The sequence below is a fragment of the Sinomicrobium halophytocola genome, from assembly GCF_052983395.1.
This window is the reverse complement of record NZ_JBRKIT010000018.1, coordinates 16372-36489: the sequence shown is the minus strand read 5'-3', so window position 1 is coordinate 36489 and position 20118 is coordinate 16372. Positions and strand designations below refer to the sequence as shown.

20 protein-coding genes are annotated in these 20118 nt (G+C 43.9%); 7 read left to right on the top strand and 13 right to left on the bottom strand.

The window, feature by feature from the left end:
• The first annotated feature begins 104 nt into the window (after window positions 1-104).
• The 3 genes from ACVBDY_RS06255 (at window position 105) to ACVBDY_RS06245 (ending at window position 1830) form a co-directional block, all read left to right on the top strand.
• Complete coding sequence (locus ACVBDY_RS06255) at window positions 105-575, top strand: Lrp/AsnC ligand binding domain-containing protein (protein ID WP_447174608.1); 471 nt, start codon at window positions 105-107, stop codon at window positions 573-575.
• Window positions 576-835: 260 nt separating this feature from the next.
• Window positions 836-1150, top strand: coding sequence for a hypothetical protein (locus ACVBDY_RS06250; RefSeq protein WP_447174607.1), 315 nt, complete (start codon window positions 836-838; stop codon window positions 1148-1150).
• 161 nt (window positions 1151-1311) lie between these two features.
• Entirely contained in the window at window positions 1312-1830 is a 519-nt protein-coding gene (locus tag ACVBDY_RS06245; protein ID WP_447174606.1) for a ferritin, read from the top strand.
• 337 nt (window positions 1831-2167) lie between these two features.
• On the opposite strand, the gene ACVBDY_RS06240 is transcribed toward ACVBDY_RS06245, so the two are convergent.
• The 10 genes from ACVBDY_RS06240 to ACVBDY_RS06195 form a co-directional block, all read right to left on the bottom strand.
• Window positions 2168-2584, bottom strand: a complete 417-nt coding sequence (locus ACVBDY_RS06240; RefSeq protein WP_447174605.1) for a hypothetical protein — start codon at window positions 2582-2584, stop codon at window positions 2168-2170.
• A gap of 192 nt (window positions 2585-2776) precedes the next feature.
• Window positions 2777-3598: a mechanosensitive ion channel family protein gene (locus ACVBDY_RS06235; RefSeq protein WP_447174604.1), complete on the bottom strand. Its 822-nt coding sequence runs from the start codon at window positions 3596-3598 to the stop codon at window positions 2777-2779.
• Window positions 3599-3626: 28 nt separating this feature from the next.
• Window positions 3627-3821 carry a hypothetical protein gene (locus ACVBDY_RS06230; protein WP_447174603.1) on the bottom strand — a complete coding sequence of 65 codons (195 nt, stop codon included), beginning with the start codon at window positions 3819-3821 and terminating at the stop codon, window positions 3627-3629.
• Window positions 3818-4450 carry an RNA polymerase sigma factor gene (locus ACVBDY_RS06225; RefSeq protein WP_447174602.1) on the bottom strand — a complete coding sequence of 211 codons (633 nt, stop codon included), beginning with the start codon at window positions 4448-4450 and terminating at the stop codon, window positions 3818-3820. Before ACVBDY_RS06225 ends, ACVBDY_RS06230 begins: the two co-directional genes overlap by 4 nt.
• Window positions 4451-4712: 262 nt before the next feature.
• Window positions 4713-5402 (bottom strand): zinc metallopeptidase, encoded by a 690-nt coding sequence (locus tag ACVBDY_RS06220; protein WP_447174601.1) that lies wholly within the window; start codon window positions 5400-5402, stop codon window positions 4713-4715.
• Window positions 5403-5575: 173 nt separating this feature from the next.
• Window positions 5576-6673: an alanine dehydrogenase gene (ald, locus tag ACVBDY_RS06215; RefSeq protein ID WP_447174600.1), complete on the bottom strand. Its 1098-nt coding sequence runs from the start codon at window positions 6671-6673 to the stop codon at window positions 5576-5578.
• Between the two features lie 349 nt (window positions 6674-7022).
• Entirely contained in the window at window positions 7023-9854 is a 2832-nt protein-coding gene (gene leuS, locus ACVBDY_RS06210) for a leucine--tRNA ligase (protein ID WP_447174599.1), read from the bottom strand.
• A 156-nt stretch (window positions 9855-10010) separates the two neighbouring features.
• Entirely contained in the window at window positions 10011-10478 is a 468-nt protein-coding gene (locus ACVBDY_RS06205) for a DUF3291 domain-containing protein (RefSeq protein WP_447174598.1), read from the bottom strand.
• A gap of 175 nt (window positions 10479-10653) precedes the next feature.
• Window positions 10654-11313 carry an aspartate kinase gene (locus tag ACVBDY_RS06200; RefSeq protein ID WP_447174597.1) on the bottom strand — a complete coding sequence of 220 codons (660 nt, stop codon included), beginning with the start codon at window positions 11311-11313 and terminating at the stop codon, window positions 10654-10656.
• Between the two features lie 163 nt (window positions 11314-11476).
• Window positions 11477-11836 (bottom strand): YraN family protein, encoded by a 360-nt coding sequence (locus tag ACVBDY_RS06195; RefSeq protein WP_447174596.1) that lies wholly within the window; start codon window positions 11834-11836, stop codon window positions 11477-11479.
• A 285-nt stretch (window positions 11837-12121) separates the two neighbouring features.
• On the opposite strand from ACVBDY_RS06195, the gene ACVBDY_RS06190 reads away from it, so the two are divergent.
• Window positions 12122-12580 (top strand): hypothetical protein, encoded by a 459-nt coding sequence (locus ACVBDY_RS06190; protein WP_447174595.1) that lies wholly within the window; start codon window positions 12122-12124, stop codon window positions 12578-12580.
• A 19-nt stretch (window positions 12581-12599) separates the two neighbouring features.
• On the opposite strand, the gene ACVBDY_RS06185 is transcribed toward ACVBDY_RS06190, so the two are convergent.
• Window positions 12600-13586 carry a S66 peptidase family protein gene (locus ACVBDY_RS06185; RefSeq protein WP_447174594.1) on the bottom strand — a complete coding sequence of 329 codons (987 nt, stop codon included), beginning with the start codon at window positions 13584-13586 and terminating at the stop codon, window positions 12600-12602.
• A gap of 213 nt (window positions 13587-13799) precedes the next feature.
• Between ACVBDY_RS06185 and metG the strand changes: the two genes are divergently transcribed.
• Both metG and purD read left to right on the top strand, forming a co-directional pair.
• Window positions 13800-15866 (top strand): methionine--tRNA ligase, encoded by a 2067-nt coding sequence (metG, locus tag ACVBDY_RS06180; RefSeq protein ID WP_447174593.1) that lies wholly within the window; start codon window positions 13800-13802, stop codon window positions 15864-15866.
• Between the two features lie 268 nt (window positions 15867-16134).
• Window positions 16135-17427 carry a phosphoribosylamine--glycine ligase gene (gene purD, locus ACVBDY_RS06175; RefSeq protein WP_447174592.1) on the top strand — a complete coding sequence of 431 codons (1293 nt, stop codon included), beginning with the start codon at window positions 16135-16137 and terminating at the stop codon, window positions 17425-17427.
• A 106-nt stretch (window positions 17428-17533) separates the two neighbouring features.
• Here the strand turns inward: purD and ACVBDY_RS06170 are convergent, their stop codons facing one another.
• Complete coding sequence (locus ACVBDY_RS06170; protein WP_447174591.1) at window positions 17534-17764, bottom strand: DUF6341 family protein; 231 nt, start codon at window positions 17762-17764, stop codon at window positions 17534-17536.
• A 145-nt stretch (window positions 17765-17909) separates the two neighbouring features.
• Between ACVBDY_RS06170 and ACVBDY_RS06165 the strand changes: the two genes are divergently transcribed.
• Complete coding sequence (locus ACVBDY_RS06165; RefSeq protein WP_447174590.1) at window positions 17910-18833, top strand: DUF6427 family protein; 924 nt, start codon at window positions 17910-17912, stop codon at window positions 18831-18833.
• Window positions 18834-19215: 382 nt separating this feature from the next.
• Here ACVBDY_RS06165 and upp read toward each other — a convergent pair whose 3' ends face one another.
• Entirely contained in the window at window positions 19216-19875 is a 660-nt protein-coding gene (upp, locus tag ACVBDY_RS06160) for a uracil phosphoribosyltransferase (protein ID WP_447174589.1), read from the bottom strand.
• Window positions 19876-20118 lie beyond the last annotated feature (243 nt).

The window sequence follows — 20118 nt, the reverse complement described above, 5'->3', positions numbered from 1 at the left end:
TAAAATTTCCTTATTATATTTATAATTTGTTAATGTAATACCCTTTTTAAAGCACAAATGTGTTGCAAATGTTGTATATTTAATTGCAATTTAATATCTGTGCTATGAAGATTATTAATGAAACGGTAGAAATTGACGGGATAGATAAGGAGATTCTCCGTTCCCTCATGAACGATGCGCGAAAGCCTATTCTGGAGATCGCGCGTAAGATCGGTATTTCGGGAGCAGCCATTCACCAGCGGTTGCGAAAACTGGACGACTCTGGACTGATTGCCGGGTCCAAGTTTGTCATAAACCCGAAAGTACTGGGATATTCCACCATGGCTTTTATTGGTATTTACCTGGATAAAGCCATGCGAAACCCGGAGGCGGTTAAACAATTGAATGAGATTCCGGAAGTACTGGAATGCCATTATACCACCGGAAACTGGAGCATACTTATTAAGATGCTCTGTAGAGACAATGAGCACCTCATGTACCTACTCAATGACAAGGTGCAAACTATTGAAGGCGTTTCCCGTACGGAAACATTTATTTCCCTGAACCAGCAGATCAACAGGCAGATACAGCTGTAAAAGGGAGGCAGATTACAAGTTCCAGGTTGCAGGAGTGTAAATAGTTGTAACGCAGAGACACGCAAAGAAAACACAGAGATACACAGCGCAGTTGTACTTTGTGGTTCTTTGTGCCTGCTCCGTGAAGTTTAGTGTTACTAATAAAACTGTTCCCCAACTACCCTGTGATCATTGGCCAACCTGCAACCTTCAATTTTCTGTGATAAAAACTGTAATTTAGTTTGTATTTATTCTAAATAATAATTAATTTCGCTCCCGTAATGGAGACGATATTATTTAAATCCAGGTATTATACGGCGTATCAGCCCGAGAAGGGGCGCTGTTTTTTTGTGGATATCCAGGATAAGAAGATAAGGATGTCTTTTTGTCAATTGCTGGCTTTCCGGCAGAAAATACTGGCAATAGACCTGGATGCGCACTTTGATTCCGAGTTAAATCGTCACGGCATAGAAATTCTTACCCTGTGTAACAGGGAGCATCTCTTCATACTGGATACCCTGGAAGTTCTTGATCTTAAAATGTTTGTACAGGGTATATTTGCCATGTCCGAACTCCACGCTTTGGTTACGGTATAAAGCCCATCGCGTACCTTTCTACTGTTTTTATTTTCCCTTATTTATATTTAGTCTTAGACCGGATACAAATTCTCTGTGTTTTAGATAGTTACGTGTTATTTTTGTAAATTTGTACCAGACAAGTAAAAGATTTAGGACAGCTTAAATAAAAAATCAGACCGATGAAAGATTTAGTACGACAACGATTGAGTATAAATGTAGATGTAATGGACCTGTTAAACGAGCAGATCGCTAAGGAGGCACATTCATCTTCCATATATCTGGCTATGGCTTCCTGGTGCGATCACAACGCTTTGGAAAACAGTGCCGAATTCTTCTATGAGCAATCCAAAGAAGAAAGAGATCACATGATGAAAATATTCAAGTTCATCAATGATAACGGCGGAATGGCGATTTCTCCGGAAGTAGCCGATGTTACTCATGATTTCAATTCCCTCGAAGGCATATTCGAGTCCGCACTGGAACAGGAAATAGCGATCACAAAATCCATTCACAATATTGTGCTGAAATGCCGAAAGGTAAATGACCTGGCAACTGAGAACTTTTTACAGTGGTTCGTTAAAGAACAGATGGAAGAAGAACAAACCATGCGAAGAGCGCTGGACCTGTTTGACCTTATGGGAACAGAAGGGATAGCTCTTAAGCTTATCGATGAGCGTATCCCGAAAATTAAGGAATAACATGTAAAAATTAATTTCCAAATAATTGAGGTTGTCTTAACGGGCAACCTCTTTTTTTGTCTTGATAGTTTTGGAGTTGGAAGGGTTTTAACGTGTTAATTGTCGGTTTGGGCTATTTACGCAGTGATTGAATACCCCGGTAGAAGGAGAGAGTCAAGGGCGGGTTTGTAATACCGTATTTGTTCGTTGGGATCCCGAAGTCCGGCCCTCGGCATTTGCTTTTCCCATTTGGTGATACAGGTGTGGAAATAAAACGAGGGGAAATCCGAAATAAAAAGGCTGCAGGAAGTTTTATCTCCTGCAGCCTTTTCGATACTAATCTGTTCTTAACTGCAAATTACTGAGCTTGTCCGTGCACAAGTTTCTTATCGCCGATAAAATCATGATTTAAAATCTGTACTTTTTTAGCATTGTTAGCCATGTTAAGTACTTTATCCAAAAGATCGGTTTCGTTTTTAAACAACGATTTTTTCAGTGCCTGCATCTCTATTTCCATATTGTGTCTTATCTGTTTCTTAAGCTCTTCGGTAAAGGAGAGGTTAAAAACTTTTTCATATAGAAACTTGTGATTGGAAAGTGAGAAATTTCCATTTCCGATACAAATGTATATTTGATTCTCATCGTCAATAAGAAAGTATTCTTCGGAAATCGGAGAAATCAATTTCTTCACATTGTCGTTCTCAGAAAAATACTGTACGATTTCTTTAATGTATTTTTCGTCTTCTGTTAATTCTCTTTTTTTAAATCCAAACATATCTCTCGAATTTTGAAGAAGCGGGCCTTAAGTCTGAAAAGTCTTAATGGACTGTAAGCTTCTTCTGTTCTATATATTTGGACACAGAACATCGCAAAAAGTCACCTTCGGAATAAAATATTGTTTAATAAGCATATATACAGTTAGTTATATGCGGTGGTTATAGTAAAAGAAATTCGGTTTGGTCCGGTACTACGGATTATCATGAAGTATTTCAATGTTTCTATTAGTAATATTTTTTATGGGGAACACTATTTTTTTATCCTCCATGGCTATTACAAGACTTAGGTTATCAATTAAAACAATTGTTCCCTCAATGCCGTCTATGCGAATTCTCATTCCAGCCTCAAAATTTTTACGGGTGTAAAAACCAAGTATGAGCCGGTATACAATATCTTTTGAACCGAATCCTAGCGCAATGGTAAAAGCTGCGAGGAATGCCCCCAGGAGAATGAGAATGTTATTGGTAATGATATTGGTGTTTACTCCAATCTGGTTAAGGGCTGTTATGGCTGTTATTATTAAAATGATGTAGAAAGCCAGTCCACCTATAAACTTTGAGCCGCTCATATCGAATGACCTAAGCATCCCCTGTATGGTATTTTTAATAAAAGTTGCAATTACAATTCCTATGGCCAATATGACTACACCACTTAAAAAACGAGGCAGATATGTGATTAATTGACCGGCAACATCCGACACTGCCGTAAGCCCCAGCATATCGGCCCCCATTATAAGCAGGATAAGGATCACAAAACACTTTACAAAAAACAGTATAACCCTGCTCAAATCGATTTTAAGAGAAGATTTCTCCAGGAAATCCGCTTCGTTGATTTTTGCCGAGAGTTTATCGATTTTTGATAATTTTAGTACACTACCAATTAAAAGTACAATCAGTTTATAAACTACCCATCCCAGGAAGATAAAGAAAACGGCCCATAATATTTTGGGAAGTATATCGTAAAGTTGTTCAAAAAGTGTTCTGAGTATATTGAAATCAAGGTTATTTTCCATGATCATATCTTTTACCGGTTTGAGTAAGCTATTTTTTATTTGGTTTGTCTTTAAGTTTTAATATCTCGTTTACGGTCAACGGATATTTTACAGCGACGAGATCGGCCAGGTCCAGGGAAAGTTTTATCAGGGCAACGTCATCCATTACCTTTTCTCTAAGGGACTTGGGTAGTTCCTCGTCATGAATTATTTTTTTGAAAGGATTATCCACTGGCTTTCTCAATTAATTTTATTGTACAACTCCATAAGGCGATGTTTGGCCCGTTTCAGACGCATTTTGGCAGCACTTTCTCCTATTTCCAGGGTTATGCTTATATCCTTTACCGAAAAATCATCCTGATATTTCATCAGAAGAATCATTTTATCGTCCGGATCAATGTCCTCCATGGCATTTTTCAATGTCTCTTCTTTTAGTTCGAAGATGACCTCATCTTCTATTTCGGCCATTTCACTGGTAAAGTCTTCCGTTGGGACAAATACCTGCCTGTATTTATTCAGGTTTCGTTGCATATAGTTAACACAAAAATTATAGACAAAAGAATACAGCCATGTTGAAAACCTGGATTGCCCCCTGAAGGTTTTCAGTTTAGCAAAAAGCAAAACAAAAATGTCATGGGTTAAGTCCTGTGCTTCTTCTACGGATTTTGTAAAGGAGAGGCACTTATAATAAACGATGCGTGCATACCTGTCATACAATATCCCGAACCAATAGGTGTCGTTTACCTGTACTATCCGTGCGACAAGCTCTTCATCGGTGATGTTTTCAACATCCGTTCTCTGATGATTTCTCTCCATAGCAGGTAAAGAGCAACCTTTTTTAGGGTTAGACACATGATGTACCGGAAAGGTCACATTTTTTTATAAAAATACTTATTTATTTTTAATAAATAGCATTACCGAATTGTTATTCAGTTTGTTAAGAAAGCTCAGATTATTTTAATCAGACTGTAGGCGGAAGAGGAAGGAGAAGGTTTATAAAGGGACCCTCCAAAGCGGATTCATTCCATGTAAAGTAGTGTAAAACGCAAATATGATAACTCAGTCAACCCACTAACTAAAAACCCGCCTGAGATCTCAGGCGGGCCGTTTTCTGTATGAAATATGTGATTATTCTTTAATTTCTCGAACCCAATATACGAAGGGCCCAATACAGCAGCATGGCCAGGGAACCGATAGCAGCTACCAGGTAAGTCCTTGCTGCCCATTTGAGGGAATCTTCGGCTCCGTTGTATTCCTGCGGACTGAGCATATTTTTGTTCTTTAACCAGGCCAGGGCACGGTTACTGGCATCGTATTCCACCGGAAGGGTTACCAGGCTGAAAATGGTAGCGAGTGACATCAGTACGAGTCCGGCTACGGCTATCAGAAACCCGAAACTATTGGCTATACCAAGAATAAGCCCACCGATGATAAGCCACTGGGACATCCCGGAAGAAACGCTTACTACAGGCACGAGTTTGGACCGTAGCTGTAACCACTGATAAGCTTTGGCATGCTGTACGGCGTGTCCGCATTCGTGGGCCGCTACGGCGGCAGCGGACGCGTTACGTTGATTGTACACACCTTCACTGAGGTTAACGGTTTTGTTTGCGGGGTTGTAATGGTCTGTCAGCATCCCGGGAGTAGAGACGACCTTTACGTCACGAATACCGTGATCCGCAAGCATTTTTTCGGCAATTTCCGCTCCGCTCATGCCATTGCGCAAATGTACCGTCGAATAGTATTTGAATTTGCTTTTCAGCTTGTTGCTCACCAACCAGCTTATTAAAGCGATTCCCCCTATAATGATATAATATCCTAACATTCTTTCTCCGTTTTAACTTTATAAAAATACGAAATTTTCTGTTTCCGTTACTGCGGAAACTCCTTTTCGGAATAAAAGACAAAAACCCGGCCAAAAAGAACGGACCGGGTATGTTATTAAGAATATTTTAGTATTTACTGCCGGATGCAGTGAATTTTTGTCAGGCCACCTCATTACACCACGGCTTCCCATCCGAAAGCTTCGGCTATGCCTTCATATACGAGCACCCCGTTTACGATGTTTACTCCTCTGCCTAGTGCTGCATGTTCTTTACAGGCCTTTTCCCAGCCTTTGTCGGCCAGTTGCAGCACATAAGGCAATGTCACATTGGTAAGGGCCACAGTGGAGGTGTAAGGGACTGCTCCGGGCATATTGGCTACGCAATAGTGAACGACATCATCTATAATGTAGGTAGGATCCTCATGGGTGGTAGGCCTGGTGGTTTCGATACATCCTCCCTGGTCTACGGCAACATCCACGATAACGGTACCCGGGTGCATTTCACTGAGCATGTCGCGTGTAATGAGACTGGGCGCTTTGGCGCCGGGTATGAGAACTCCGCCAATGATGAGGTCGTGGGTTTTTATATGTTTTCTGATATTGTATTCACTGGAGAATTCAGTAACCACATGACTGGGCATAATGTCGTTTACGTAACGCAGGCGTTTCATATTGATGTCCAGGATGGTAACATGTGCTCCGAGCCCGGCAGCCATTTTAGCGGCCTGTATACCTACGGTTCCCGCCCCGAGAACAAGGACTTTTCCCGGAGGTACGCCGGGAACTCCGCCAAGGAGCACTCCCCGTCCCTTAATGGGCTTTTCCAGGTATTTAGCACCCTGTTGAATAGCCATGCGTCCGGCTACTTCAGACATGGGGATGAGCAATGGCAGGCTGCCGTCGCTTTCCTCTACGGTTTCATAGGCAATACAAACGGCATTGCTTTTCAGCATGGCCCGGGTAAGGGGTTCGCTGGAAGCAAAGTGAAAATAAGTGAATATCACCTGGTTTTCCCGTACCAGCGGATACTCTTTTTCAATTGGTTCTTTCACTTTGACGATCATGTCACTTTTGGCATACACTTCCTCGATAGTGGAAAGTATTACGGCGCCTACGGCTTCATAATCGGTATCAAAAAAGCCACTTCCTTCTCCGGCAGTGGCTTGAATGTAAACCGTGTGGTGGTTCTTTACCAGTTCGAAAACCCCGGCGGGCGTTATACCGACCCTGTTTTCGTTGTTCTTGATCTCTTTTGGTACCCCTATTTTCATAATGTGTGTGTTTTGTACTTAGAACTTGTTTCAACTGAATTCATCCCGATAAGTATCGGGAGGCTAAAAAAATGTCCTTTTTGCCCCATACTCGTCTTTTTTTCACCCCATAGCTAAGGCTATGCGGCTCAAAAAAGCCTTCATATGGAACAAAAATCATCATTTTTCGCTACAATCAATCCAGTTGAAACAAGTTCTTAAAATTAACCATTTAGGAGAATAATCGTACAAAGATTTATGCAAAAAGAAAGGGAGTTGTTTCGTTAGTACGAAAAAAAACTCCCTGTATGTTGAAAATATTTAATTATATCCGACTTATGTTAGAAGGAAATGGGCCGGAAAAACGTTGTTATCCCACAATATTAATGATCTTACCGGGTACGATAATGATCTTTTTCGGGGTCCTTCCCTGAAGCTGTTCCTGTGTCTTTTCATGCGCCATTACAGCTTTTTCCATGTCTTCCTTGCCCATATCGAGAGGAAGTTCCAGCTTAAAACGCATTTTCCCGTTGAAAGAAACGGGGTATTCCTTGCTGCTTTCCACCAGGTATTTTTCTTCGAATTCGGGAAAAGGAGCAAAAGCTACCGATTCTTCATGTCCCAGTTTTTGCCATAATTCCTCTGCGATATGGGGGGCATAAGGAGAGATTATGATGGCAAGAGGTCCGAGTATGTCCCCGGAATTACATTTCTGTGCCGTCAATTCGTTCACAGCGATCATAAATGAGGAGACCGAAGTATTAAAGGAGAAATTCTCTATATCCTCTATTACCTTCCTGATGGTTTTGTGAAGGGTTTTGAGGCTTTCTTCGGAGGCGGGTTCTTCCGATATGTAAAAGGTGTTGTCCGGCCCGGAATGATACAGTTTCCATAATTTTTTCAGGAAGCCGTGGACGCCGGTAATGCCCGCGGTGTTCCAGGGTTTGGCCTGCTCCAGCGGACCGAGGAACATTTCGTACATCCGAAGAGTATCCGCACCGTATTGTTCGCAGATATCATCAGGATTGACGACATTGTATTTCGATTTGGACATTTTTTCCACTTCACGGCCTACGATATATTTACCGTCCTCCAGTATGAATTCCGCGTCGCGGAATTCGGGACGCCAGTTTTTAAAGGCTTCCACATCCAGTTCCTCCGAGGCATTTACGAATGAGACGTCGGCATGTATCGACTCCGTTTCCCGGTCTTCTATCCTGTTTTTGGAAATGAAGGTATTCGAACCTTTGACCCGGTAAACAAAAGCGCTCATTCCCAGGATCATGCCCTGGTTAATCAGTTTTTTGGCGAATTCGTCCACCGGGAGCAGTCCTTTGTCAAACTGGAATTTCTGCCAAAACCGGGAGTACAGCAGGTGGCCGGTGGCATGTTCGCTTCCACCTATATAGAGGTCAACATCCTTCCAGTAATCCAGCGCTTCCCGGGATGCGAATATATCTTCATTACGGGCGTCCATGTAACGGTTAAAATACCAGGAACTTCCCGCCCAGCCCGGCATGGTATTCAGTTCCAGGGGGAAAATGGTTTTATCATCGATGAGGTCGTTGCTGACCACTTTATTCTTTTCGGTATCCCAGGCCCATGTTCTGGCATTTCCTAACGGGGGCTCGCCGGTTTCTGTAGGGAGGTATTTTTCTACTTCGGGCAGTCGTACGGGCAGATGTTCCGCGGCGATCATTTGCGGTAATCCGTTTACATAATATACCGGGAACGGCTCGCCCCAATAACGCTGACGGCTGAACACGGCATCCCGCAGACGATAGTTTATCCTGCCTTTTCCGGCATTGATGGCCTCAAGTTCGGCGATGGCCTTTTTGGTAGCTTCTTCATAGGGTAACCCACTGAGGAAACCGGAGTTGGCGATGACCGCACCGTTCTTTTCACTGTATGCGGCTTCGGAAATATCCGCATTTTCGAATATATTGGGTATAGGAATATCGAAATGCTTTGCAAAATCGTAGTCGCGCTGATCTCCACAGGGAACGGCCATTACAGCGCCGGTACCGTAACCTGCCAGGACATAATCGCCTATCCACACGGGAACGGGCTCTTTGGTGAACGGATGTTCCGCATAAGCACCGGTAAAAACCCCGGAAATGCTTTTTACGTCCGACATACGATCGCGTTCGCTTCGCCTGGCAGTTGCTTCAATGTAAGCATCTACGGCTTCTTTCTGCCCGGGAGTGGTAATTATGGGTACGAGGTCGTGTTCCGGGGCGAGGGTCATAAAACTTACCCCGAAAATGGTATCCGGCCTGGTCGTAAATACAGGGATCTCATGATCGGAACCCTTTACTTTGAATCTTACTTCAGCGCCTTCGGAACGGCCTATCCAGTTGGTCTGTGCATCTTTCAGCGGCTGCGGCCAGTCTATACGGTCCAGTCCCTCCAGCAGGCGTTGGGCATATGCGGTGATACGCATGCTCCACTGGGTCATTTTTTTCCGGATAACCGGGTAGCCGCCTCTTTCGGAAACGCCGTTCACGATCTCGTCGTTCGCCAGGACCGTTCCCAGGGCAGGGCACCAGTTTACTTCGGTTTCTGCAAGGTAAGTCAGCCTGTATTTTAATAGTAATTTTTGTTTTTCTTCGTCTGTGAAAGCCTGCCATTGCCCGGAAGAAAAGGTTTCCGTATCACTGTCACAAACGGCATTGACATCGGCATTCCCGTTGTTTTCGAATTTCCGGACCAGTGTTTCGATGTCTTCTGCCTTGCCGGTATCGTTGTTGTACCAGGAATTGAAAAGCTGGATGAATATCCATTGTGTCCACCGGTAGTAATCCGGGTTGGACGTACGTACTTCGCGGCTCCAGTCAAAAGAAAACCCGATTTTGTCCAGTTGCTCCCGGTATCGTTTGATATTCGTTTCTGTGGTGAGCGCAGGATGCTGCCCGGTTTGAATGGCGTACTGTTCGGCGGGAAGTCCGAAAGAATCATATCCCATAGGATGTAAGACATTAAATCCCCGGTGGCGTTTATATCGCGCGTAAATGTCCGAAGCAATATATCCGAGGGGGTGTCCTACGTGCAGTCCCGCGCCGGACGGATAAGGAAACATGTCCAGCACGTAATATTTGGGTTTGTCTGCTCCTTCGGAACCGGGATTTTTCGCTTCGAAAGTTTTATTTTCTTTCCAATACTGCTGCCATTTGGCTTCGATTGCGTTGTGATCGTATTTCATATGCGGATATTACCGTTTTTACGGAATGCTTTTTAGCTGATTAGAACGATGAATGATGCGCAAAAATACAGTTATTGAACGAAACAGGCAATATCCGGAAAAGCTTGATGGAGGGGGATATTGTTTCAGGTTACAAGCTACAGGTTGCAGGTTTTTTTAAACGGATTTTTGAATATATTCTTTAAGATCCGTCGGGGAATACTTCTTTTTAAAGGTGAAGGCATAGGGTGTTTCTCCGTGTTGCCGGATGTGATCCAGGCGTTCACGGGCATCGGTCACCGAAGGGAACATACCGTCCTCCACATACCAAAGGGCCATGTGCATTTCGTGCATTTTGTGAAACCATTCTTTTTTTCGTTTGAATATTTCCACATGGTCCGAATGGTAAACATAGCGGAACAACGAATCCATGTCTGCCCATACGGACATATTTACGATAATAAAATCATCGTCATATATTTTCATGGAGGTGGCATTATTGGCGTCGTCCTTAAGTCGCCATACAAATCCGGTACTGCTTTCGGCGAGGGCATTGATACGGTCCAGGTTGGCTACGAAATCGGACATCACGGGGCTATCGATCGCTCCTTTCATACGGGCGATGTTTACTTGCGCTAATTGCATAGATCTTGCATTTTTGGAAACAGACGGAATCTGCCAGGCAAAATACAAAACAAAAACGAAAAAAATAGTGCAGGTGAGGTATCCTTTTAAAATTTAAGGATGGGGTTGATGGTAAAAAAGGGGAGGAGGTTGTCCGGAAGGGAACTTAGTGACATAACAAAACCGGTTGTAATGCCTATAAGTTCTTCAGGTCCTTGATCACTTTAAACGCCTTGTCTATTTGTCCCTCGCCTACGATAATCGTAAATTCGTTGGTGGTGGAAATTACTTCGTGCAGAATAATTCCTTCCCATGCCAGTCGCTGAAAGATAAAGTAATAGATACCGGGGATAACTACGTTTTCTTCGGGAAGTTTGACGGTAATGGAGGCCAGGTCTTCTACTTTCTGTGTCATTTTTTCCTCACGGAACAAAGATTCGACCATAGAATTAAGCGAATTGCTGACCACAATATTGGTTTCGTTAACTCCCCTCGAAGATGTATAGAAAGCATCTTTGTTCTTGTTTACCTCCTTGAGTAAGCTGGCCTGGCTGTTCAGTATGGTATCAGACAGCAGAAAGGTATAATCCGTGAGTGACGAACGTACGGTAATTTCACCAATGTTCTTAAGCACTTTCAGTATTTTGTGTGTGGCACGGAATTCCATATCCATGGATAAACGTTTGAGCGCCATCACAACAGCCCCGCTTCTTACCTCTTTTCCCAGTTGCTCCTCTATCTCCGGCCCTATAATTCTGGATAAAGAGGTCAGGTTAATAATGCCCTGTGCCAAAGCGCTCTGCAGAAAAGGCTTTGTTTTAATGTAATTCTCAACTACGGAAGAAATGGTTTTCATCTTGAATGGTTTTGGTTTACGGGGCTAAATTAACAAATTGTTTTATTTAAAACAAATAGTAATTTAAATAAATTAATAAAAAAATGGAGGAGTAGGTTTTTTTATGTATGTGCTGTTGTGAAAAATCGATATTTATTGTTGCGAAAGGGCTATAATTTAGGGGCTAAAAGTGATAAAAGGCATCCGGCATATGTTCCAGGGTATGGCTTTTACCTTTTCTGATAATGGTAATGATATCGAAACGGACTTCCGTATCTATGTTTTTTGTAACAACATAGTGGTCTATAGCTTTGACAAGCAACTGTATTTTCTTCTTATTGACGGCGTCCTGGGGATTTCCGAAGTCTATAGAGCTCCTCGATTTTACCTCTACAACGGCCAGGATATCCTCTTTTTGTGCTATAATATCAATTTCCGCTTTACCGAAAGTGTAATTTCGTTCGAGGATGTGATACCCGTTTTGCAACAGGTGTTGTGTAGCCAGTTCTTCTCCTTTTTTCCCGAAGTTGTTGTGTTCTGCCATGGTTTTCGTATTCCGCCCTATGAACTCATCTTGACTTTTGTGATTGAAGCGAAAAATAGAGATTTTTGCTTCAGATGCAGGCTTTTTTGCGCTGCATAGCCATAGCTACGGAGCAAGAAAAAGGCGAAATCTGGAGTAAAAAGATCATTTTGTAGCCAATTAGAAAAGTCAAGATGAGTTCTATCTGTAAAATTAAGGAAAAACCTTATAACATGCAGGGATTCTTTCTGAGGTGCTGCTTATTTTGTCATTATATCCGTACTTTTATATATAAATATTTCGGATATGTATTTTCAAAAATCAGGAATTGCCCTGGGTTTAATAGTGTCGTTGTTCCTCATCGCCTGTGGGGGTAAGCGCGAGAAAACAGGAGAGAAAAAATCAGGTTCTGCCGGAAACCCTGTAGCGGGAATAACGGAGGTTTCCCGAGATACCCTGGCATTGTCGTTGGAAAATGGCTTTGTTAAGGGAGAAATATATAAAGAGGAGCGGGATAAAAAGTATTTTGTGCTTAAAACCGATGCCCCGGTACAATTATCTGCCAGACTGGAGTCGAAAGACACGCTGGCCAACCTGCGCTTCACCCAGATATTCTTTCCGGACGGATCGGCAGACGGTCCGTTTGGCCGGGAACTGGAATACGACCTGGAAAAGCCCGGGACCTATGTTTTGTCCGTAGGGGAAAATATGATGGCCGGGGAACCCTGGTCCGGGGATTTTACTATTGAAGTGAAAGTGGAATAAGGATTCTCCTGTTCCGGTATTATTTTTTAAGGGCCTTAAACTCCAGGGTAACGGAATCCCTGGCAACGTTCAGTTTGGCGTCTTCACCCAGTATCAGGGCCCTGTTGTCCTGGATATGTCCTGCCGGAAAATCGAAACAGACCGGAAAATTATACTTGTCGGCAATTTCCTTTACAATACCTATGGCATCTTTCCCCCACGGAATGCTGTTGTCGTGCATTCGGGTCATACCACCCACGATCAGGCCTTTGATATTATCAAAGTACCCGTTGCGTTTCAGGTTCAACATCATCCGGTCTATGTGGTAGAGGTACTCGTCCAGGTCTTCGATAAACAGTATTTTTCCCTCCGTTTTTATAGCCGAGGGAGAGCCTAACAGGCTGTATAGAATGGAGAGGTTTCCTCCGACAACTTCTCCCTCTGCAACTCCTGCCCGGTTTTGTAGACGTGAAGGGATGGTGTATTGGAGTTTTTTGCCGAAAAGAGCTTTTTTAAAGCTTCGTATGGCTTCTTCGGAGTTCTTTTTCACATTTATGGGCATGGTGGCATGGAGGGTAGCTATACCGAGATTGTGAATATGGCTGTGCAGCACGGTAACATCACTGTAACCTACGATCCATTTGGGTTTTTGCCGGAACCTGGTAAAATTGAGCATATCCACGATCCTCACCGTACCGTAACCTCCTCTTGCCGCCCAGATGGCTTTAATAGCCGGGTTATCCAGCATGTCCTGTAAATCCTGTGCACGGGCTTTGTCTGTTCCCGAAAGCTGATGGTATTCCGGTCCGATGGTCTTTCCCAGCACCACATGTAATCCCCATTGGCGCAGGGTGTCTATGGCAGGTTGCAGGTCTTCCGGCTGAAAGCTTCTGGCCGTGGCTACAATGGCTACGGTATCTCCTTTTTTAAGGTTCGGGGGAAAGATCATGGAGTCTTGGGCATATCCTGTTCCCGTGATTAAGGTCAAAAAGAGGATAAATACAAAGTGTTGCGTGTGTTTTAACATGTGTAATCCTGGTATGATTAGTATCCGACGGAACAAAATAACAAATTACCCGGGAAACAGGACTACGATTTCCCGATTTTTAAGGTCTAATCCATCCTAATGCTTATTTTTGCACCCTGATCCGGCTGTGTGCCGGATTTTAAAGAACAGGACTTCACGGATTTGTCCGGATGAGTCTTTTTTACAGTAAACGAAATAAGAAAAGAATATACTATGCCACAAAACCCAAAGCGCTATACGATCACGTCAGCATTACCCTATACCAACGGCCCCATACATATAGGCCACCTGGCCGGGGTGTATGTCCCTGCCGATATTTATGCCCGTTATCTCAGGTTACGGGGAAAGGATGTCGCTTTTATCTGCGGAAGTGACGAACACGGGGTGGCTATTTCCATGCGGGCTAAAAAAGAAGGGGTTACACCACAGGAGATCATAGACAAATATCATGCGATCATCAAAAAATCCTTTGCGGATTTCGGGATCTCATTTGATAATTATTCACGTACTTCGGCAGAGATACATCACAAAACAGCATCCGGTTTTTTCCGGAAATTGTACGATGACGGGAAATTTATAGAAGAAGTTACCGAGCAGCTATACGATGAAAAAGCCGGGCAATTCCTGGCAGACCGTTTTGTTATTGGGACCTGTCCGAAATGCGGAAATGAAGAAGCCTACGGAGACCAGTGTGAAAACTGCGGAACTTCACTGAATGGCACGGACCTGATCAACCCGAAATCGACCATAACCGGTACTAAACCGGTGCTGAGAGAAACCAAACACTGGTTCCTCCCTTTAGATCAATACGATGCTTTTTTGCGGGAATGGATACTGGAAGGACATAAAAGCGACTGGAAACCCAATGTATACGGCCAGGTAAAATCGTGGCTGGACGACGGACTAAAACCCCGTGCCGTCACCCGAGACCTGGACTGGGGAATCCCGGTTCCGGTGGAAGGCGCCGAAGGAAAGGTGCTTTATGTGTGGTTCGATGCGCCTATAGGATATATTTCGTCTACCAAAGAGTGGGCGGAGCGCGAAGGGACAGACTGGGAGCCTTACTGGAAAGATAAAGATACCAAACTGGTACATTTTATCGGGAAAGACAACATCGTCTTTCACTGTGTGATCTTCCCGGCCATGCTCAAAGCGGAAGGAAGCTATATCTTACCGGAGAATGTTCCGGCCAACGAATTCCTGAACCTGGAAGGGAATAAATTGTCAACTTCCAAGAACTGGGCGGTTTGGTTGCACGAATACCTGGAGGATTTCCCGGAAAAACAGGACGTACTTCGGTATACCTTAACGGCCAATGCCCCGGAGACCAAAGACAACGATTTTACCTGGAAGGATTTCCAGGCCAGGAACAACAACGAACTGGTAGCCATCTTCGGAAATTTTGTAAACCGGGTTATTGTACTTACCAATAAATACTACGACGGTGTTATCCCTTCCCCGGCGACGTTTACCCAAAGAGATGAGGATACGCTGGCAGAACTGAAGAAATACCCGCAGGTCATATCTTCTTCCGTAGAGCGCTATCGCTTCCGGGAAGCCCTTGGCGAACTGATGAATGTAGCCAGGCTGGGGAACAAGTACCTGGCGGACGAGGAGCCGTGGAAGCTGATAAAAGAAGATGCGGAAAGGGTACAGACTATTATGTATGTAGCATTACAGGTGGCCGGTGTGCTGAGTGTGTTGAGCGAACCCTTCCTGCCGTTTACCGCGAAAAAACTCCAAAAAATGCTCGGGCGGCCGGTTTCCGAAGAAAAAGCCCCCTGGGATGCCGTTGCGGAAGGAGAGGACCTTCTCCCCGCAGGACATCGCGTGAACCAGGCCGAACTGTTGTTTACCAAGATAGAAGATGCGGAAATAGAAAAACAACTGGAGCGGCTGGAACAAACCAAACTTGACAATAAAGCGGAAAATAAGGAGGTAGCTCCGCAGAAAGAAACCATATCCTACGAGGACTTTGCCAAACTGGATATGCGTGTGGGGACCATTATCGAGGCGGAAAAGATGAAGAAGGCCGATAAACTGCTCATTCTGAAGGTAGATACCGGTCTTGACGTCCGAACCATAGTTTCCGGAATAGCCGGAAGTTTTAAGCCGGAGGACATTATAGGCAAAAAGGTAACCGTACTGGTAAACCTCGCCCCGAGAAAACTCAGGGGAGTGGAGAGCCAGGGAATGATACTGATGACACAGAACAGCGAAGACAAACTGGTTTTCATGAACCCGGACGATACGGTAGATAACGGGGAAACGATCTCCTGATTCAGGATTATTTTTAGTATATGAAAAAATTCGATCCGGGTGGATTTTCCTCTCCCGAAAGGTTTCGGGAGAGGAAAATCGGATTCCCTTTAATCCCGATATTTATCGGGATCGGTCAAACTGATTTACCGATAAATCTGTATAAAACAAATTTTGCCATATACTAAATAGATTATTATAAAATTAAAAAGACAATGTTTCCCCCCTGGGGAGATGCCGAAGGCAGAGGAGGATTTCTCCAGACTATAGACTATAAAATAACGAACAGATGAACATATTAATATTGGGAAGCGGCGGTAGAGAGCATACATTTGCCTGGAAAATTGCCCAGAGTGATAAGGTAAAACGGTTATTTGTAGCCCCCGGTAATGCCGGTACGGCCAAAACAAAACTGGCTTCCGGAAGTACGGTAACCAATGTAGATATATCCGCTACCGATTTCGGGGCGGTAAAAGAACTGGTGCTTCGTGAAAATATTGAAATGGTCGTTGTAGGGCCCGAAGATCCTTTAGTGAGAGGAGTTCACGATTATTTCCTGGATGATCCCCAACTGAACAAGGTAGCGGTAATAGGTCCGCAAAAACAGGCGGCTTTACTGGAAGGAAGTAAGGAATTTGCCAAACAATTTATGGCACGGCATGATATTCCCACTGCGGCATACCAGAGCTTTACCAAAGACCAGCTGGAAGCCGGGTACGGTTTCCTGGAAACGCTTAACTCTCCATATGTACTTAAAGCGGATGGACTTGCAGCCGGAAAAGGCGTGTTGATACTGGACGACCTGGAAGAAGCCAAAGCAGAGCTTAAAAACATGCTGGTAGCGGAAAAATTCGGGAATGCCAGCGCCAAGGTAGTTATAGAGGAATTTTTGAGTGGAATTGAACTCAGTTGCTTCGTCGTGACCGACGGAAAAAATTACCTCACCCTTCCTATGGCAAAGGATTATAAACGGATAGGAGAAGGAGATACCGGGTTGAATACGGGGGGTATGGGAGCAGTGTCCCCGGTGCCTTTCGCGGATGATGATTTTGTAAAAAAGATAGAAGAACGTATTGTAAAGCCTACCATTGCCGGTTTGCAGGAAGATAAGCTGCCCTATAAAGGTTTTGTATTTATCGGGTTGATAAAAGTAGGAGATAATCCTTATGTTATAGAGTATAACGTCCGTATGGGGGACCCGGAAACGGAAGTAGTGCTCCCCAGGGTAAAGACAGACCTGGTAGCGATCTTTGAAGCGGTAAGTACAGGCACCTTAGACCAGGTGAAACTTGAAGTGGATGAACGGGCGGCAACTACCGTTATGGCGGTTTCCGGCGGATACCCGGAGGCCTATGAGAAAGGAAAAGAAATTACCGGGGAGGATGCTATAGGAGAATCGTTGGTTTTTCACGCCGGAACAGTTCCGAAAGATGGTAAGACTGTTACCAGCGGAGGGCGTGTGATAGCCGTTACTTCTTATGGAAAAGATTTTAAGGAAGCTTTACAAAAGTCCTATCAGAATATGGAAAAACTGGACTTTGACGGAATGTATTACCGGAAAGATATAGGCTTTGACCTGTAGTCTTAACTAAAAACGGCATCCAGAGAGCGTATATACCCAATGATACGATCTTGTATCGAAAAAGCCATTAACTTTGGATGCCGTTCTTTGGAGTAGGGGAACCTCTTTATTTCAGAAAAGAATGTGCAGAGACATCTTTGTTCTCTTCACCCCCGTCATTGTATTTTTTCAGTTGCATAATCCAGTATACCAGGGCGGACATACAGATAAGGATAAATATCCAGTTCAGTGTATTTGCCGCCCACCAGTTTTCGAGTTCCAGGGACCGTAACCAATTAAGAGGTACGAACAGGATGTTTTCGAACAGGTATTGAATGCTTTCCAATAGGTCTTTCATCTGTTATTTTTTTAATTGTTTTTCATAGGTCATGCCGATAATATTATGGTCTGCTAACAGGCATTTCATAACCAGAAGGTAAAAGTTATACTATATTTACGCAGCAAATTTACGTTTTTTACGTTGTAAAATATAAAAACACGAGATGATTTCCAGTTTTTTTAACCGGGCAAAACCCATAAATTTTTTATTGATAGCACTTTATGTGGGTTTTTTCTACTGGATGACACAATTTTATCTTTACCATACGGATTGGACGGGACCGACTTTACTCTCCCGGTTTTCCGTTTTTCTGGTTGTTGTCTTCAGTGTTTTCCTGGCCAATTTCATCATTCGTAAAAATACACTTTGCGAGGGGAATTCCTATGCTGCGCTGCTTTTGGTGACATTCCTTTGCCTGTTCCCACAGATATTCCGGAGTTCCGAAATTATAGTGGCCAATCTGTTTGTATTGCTGGCTTTACGGAGGATGATCAGTATCCGCTCGCTGATACAGATAAAACAAAAGATATTTGATGCCGCCCTGTGGATCTGTGTGGCCGCCCTGTTTTACGAATGGGCCCTGCTGTTTCTCCTGGTAGTATTTGCTTCTATCCTGGTTTATCGCCTCGGGGATTACAGGAACTGGCTGGTGCCTTTTGTCGCGATATTTGTAGTGGCCTTATTGCTGTTTACCTATGTTATATGGTTTGCCGATATAGAATGGATAAAGGAGGTTTTTCCGTTTTCCGTGAATTTTTATAGCATCAGGACCAGAACAGTAGGATTTATACTGCCTATAGCTTTAATAACATTTTTCAGCCTGTTGTCCCTGGCGGCTTTTATAGCCAACTATAAGGCGAAACCCTCTGCTATACAGTCTTCCCTGCTTTTAGTGATCATAACATTGCTGGTAGCGGCCGGAATAGCGGCAGTTTCGAATAACAGGGAAAGCGATGAGGTGGTTTTCGCCTTTTTTCCTGCTTCCATACTCATCACCAATTACCTGCAATTGATCTCCAAAAAATGGTGGAAAGAATTTATGCTCTGGTTGTTTTTGATGTTGCCGGTAGCGCTGTTGTTTATTTGATGTAAGTTTAGTTTGTTTTGGTTTTGTAACCAGGGATTTAATGTGTGACGAAAATGATTTCAACCCTGTTTCCCGGAAAATCAGTTTTACCCCAGCCATTTCGACTGTTCTGATAAATATCGGGATCGGGAGAAGAGGGGTGGACCGCTTTGCGGGGTAGGGAGTTTTGACCAGCCCGAACCTTGGCGCATATACATAGTGTTTACGTTTATCCCTATGGTTTGGGCTTTCAAAACCCTCCCCCCTTCGCTGCGCTCGGGTACCTCCCTTCTCCCGATAAGAATGTCGGGATTATCGGGGGAGCAAATCGAGGAAAATCAGGCTCCCTTTAGGGTCGGGGTTAAACTGATTTTCCGAACTTATATTTAACAAAACAAACTTCTCAGTGTTGTAGTTTGCTCCCGTAGGCAAGGTCGCCGGCATCGCCCAGGCCGGGTATAATGTATCCTTTGTCGTTCAGCTTATCGTCTATCGCCGCAATCCAGAGATGGGTGTCAGCGGGGAAATGTTTTTCGACCAATTCAATCCCCGGTTTGGCACCGATAACGGCCAGAAGGTGTATTTCCGCCGGAGTTCCCAGATTTTTCAGGCTCTCATATACCGAAATAAACGATTGCCCGGTGGCCAGCATCGGATCGGCCAGGAGCAGTGTTTTGCCATCCAGGGAAGGGGATGACAGGTATTCCACCCGGATCTCGAAATCATCTCCGTTTCCGGTGTGGTGCCGGTATGCCGAGATAAATGCGTTTTCGGCATGGTCGAAATAATTGAGTAGTCCGTTGTGAAAAGGTAACCCGGCCCGGAGAATGGAGCATATGACTATTTCGTTCTCCACCAGCGGGACTTCCTTTTCGCCCAGGGGAGTGGTCACGGATTTCGGAGCATAGGAAAGCGTTTTGCTGAGTTCATAACCCAGAATCTCCCCGATGCGTTCCAGGTTCTTCCGGAACCGCATACGATCCGTTTGCATAGAGCGGTCGCGCACCTGCGCTATAAAGTGATTCAGTATGGAATTCCGGCTTTCGATATGATGAATATGCATTTGAGACTTTTATTTATTCAAATGTACGCAAAATGAGGATAAAGAACGTGTTTGGAATAAGGTACGGGTTTCCGCTTTGAACTTTAAAGGATTATCGTACTTTTGCGCAAAGGAGAAGAAGAGATAAAGATGTTTTCATGAAATTAGAGCGGGTTTTTAAGCAACGGAATTAAGGGGATGGCGTCATAAGGATGTGAAGAAAAGAGATAAGATGGATATCTTGCTTGGAGTGTTTATTTTTAT

What these genes read in the sequence shown, in the direction of transcription:
- leuS (WP_447174599.1), bottom strand. Translation starts at nt 9,854, where the DNA reads ATGAAATACGATCACAACGCAATCGAAGCCAAATGGCAGCAGTATTGG.
- ACVBDY_RS06200 (WP_447174597.1), bottom strand. Translation starts at nt 11,313, where the DNA reads ATGAAAACCATTTCTTCCGTAGTTGAGAATTACATTAAAACAAAGCCT.
- ACVBDY_RS06220 (WP_447174601.1), bottom strand. Translation starts at nt 5,402, where the DNA reads ATGTTAGGATATTATATCATTATAGGGGGAATCGCTTTAATAAGCTGG.
- metG (WP_447174593.1), top strand. Translation starts at nt 13,800, where the DNA reads ATGCCACAAAACCCAAAGCGCTATACGATCACGTCAGCATTACCCTAT.
- purD (WP_447174592.1), top strand. Translation starts at nt 16,135, where the DNA reads ATGAACATATTAATATTGGGAAGCGGCGGTAGAGAGCATACATTTGCC.
- upp (WP_447174589.1), bottom strand. Translation starts at nt 19,875, where the DNA reads ATGCATATTCATCATATCGAAAGCCGGAATTCCATACTGAATCACTTT.
- ACVBDY_RS06195 (WP_447174596.1), bottom strand. Translation starts at nt 11,836, where the DNA reads ATGGCAGAACACAACAACTTCGGGAAAAAAGGAGAAGAACTGGCTACA.
- ACVBDY_RS06250 (WP_447174607.1), top strand. Translation starts at nt 836, where the DNA reads ATGGAGACGATATTATTTAAATCCAGGTATTATACGGCGTATCAGCCC.
- ACVBDY_RS06165 (WP_447174590.1), top strand. Translation starts at nt 17,910, where the DNA reads ATGATTTCCAGTTTTTTTAACCGGGCAAAACCCATAAATTTTTTATTG.
- ald (WP_447174600.1), bottom strand. Translation starts at nt 6,673, where the DNA reads ATGAAAATAGGGGTACCAAAAGAGATCAAGAACAACGAAAACAGGGTC.
- ACVBDY_RS06185 (WP_447174594.1), bottom strand. Translation starts at nt 13,586, where the DNA reads ATGTTAAAACACACGCAACACTTTGTATTTATCCTCTTTTTGACCTTA.
- ACVBDY_RS06235 (WP_447174604.1), bottom strand. Translation starts at nt 3,598, where the DNA reads ATGGAAAATAACCTTGATTTCAATATACTCAGAACACTTTTTGAACAA.
- ACVBDY_RS06170 (WP_447174591.1), bottom strand. Translation starts at nt 17,764, where the DNA reads ATGAAAGACCTATTGGAAAGCATTCAATACCTGTTCGAAAACATCCTG.
- ACVBDY_RS06205 (WP_447174598.1), bottom strand. Translation starts at nt 10,478, where the DNA reads ATGCAATTAGCGCAAGTAAACATCGCCCGTATGAAAGGAGCGATCGAT.
- ACVBDY_RS06190 (WP_447174595.1), top strand. Translation starts at nt 12,122, where the DNA reads ATGTATTTTCAAAAATCAGGAATTGCCCTGGGTTTAATAGTGTCGTTG.
- ACVBDY_RS06255 (WP_447174608.1), top strand. Translation starts at nt 105, where the DNA reads ATGAAGATTATTAATGAAACGGTAGAAATTGACGGGATAGATAAGGAG.
- ACVBDY_RS06245 (WP_447174606.1), top strand. Translation starts at nt 1,312, where the DNA reads ATGAAAGATTTAGTACGACAACGATTGAGTATAAATGTAGATGTAATG.
- ACVBDY_RS06240 (WP_447174605.1), bottom strand. Translation starts at nt 2,584, where the DNA reads ATGTTTGGATTTAAAAAAAGAGAATTAACAGAAGACGAAAAATACATT.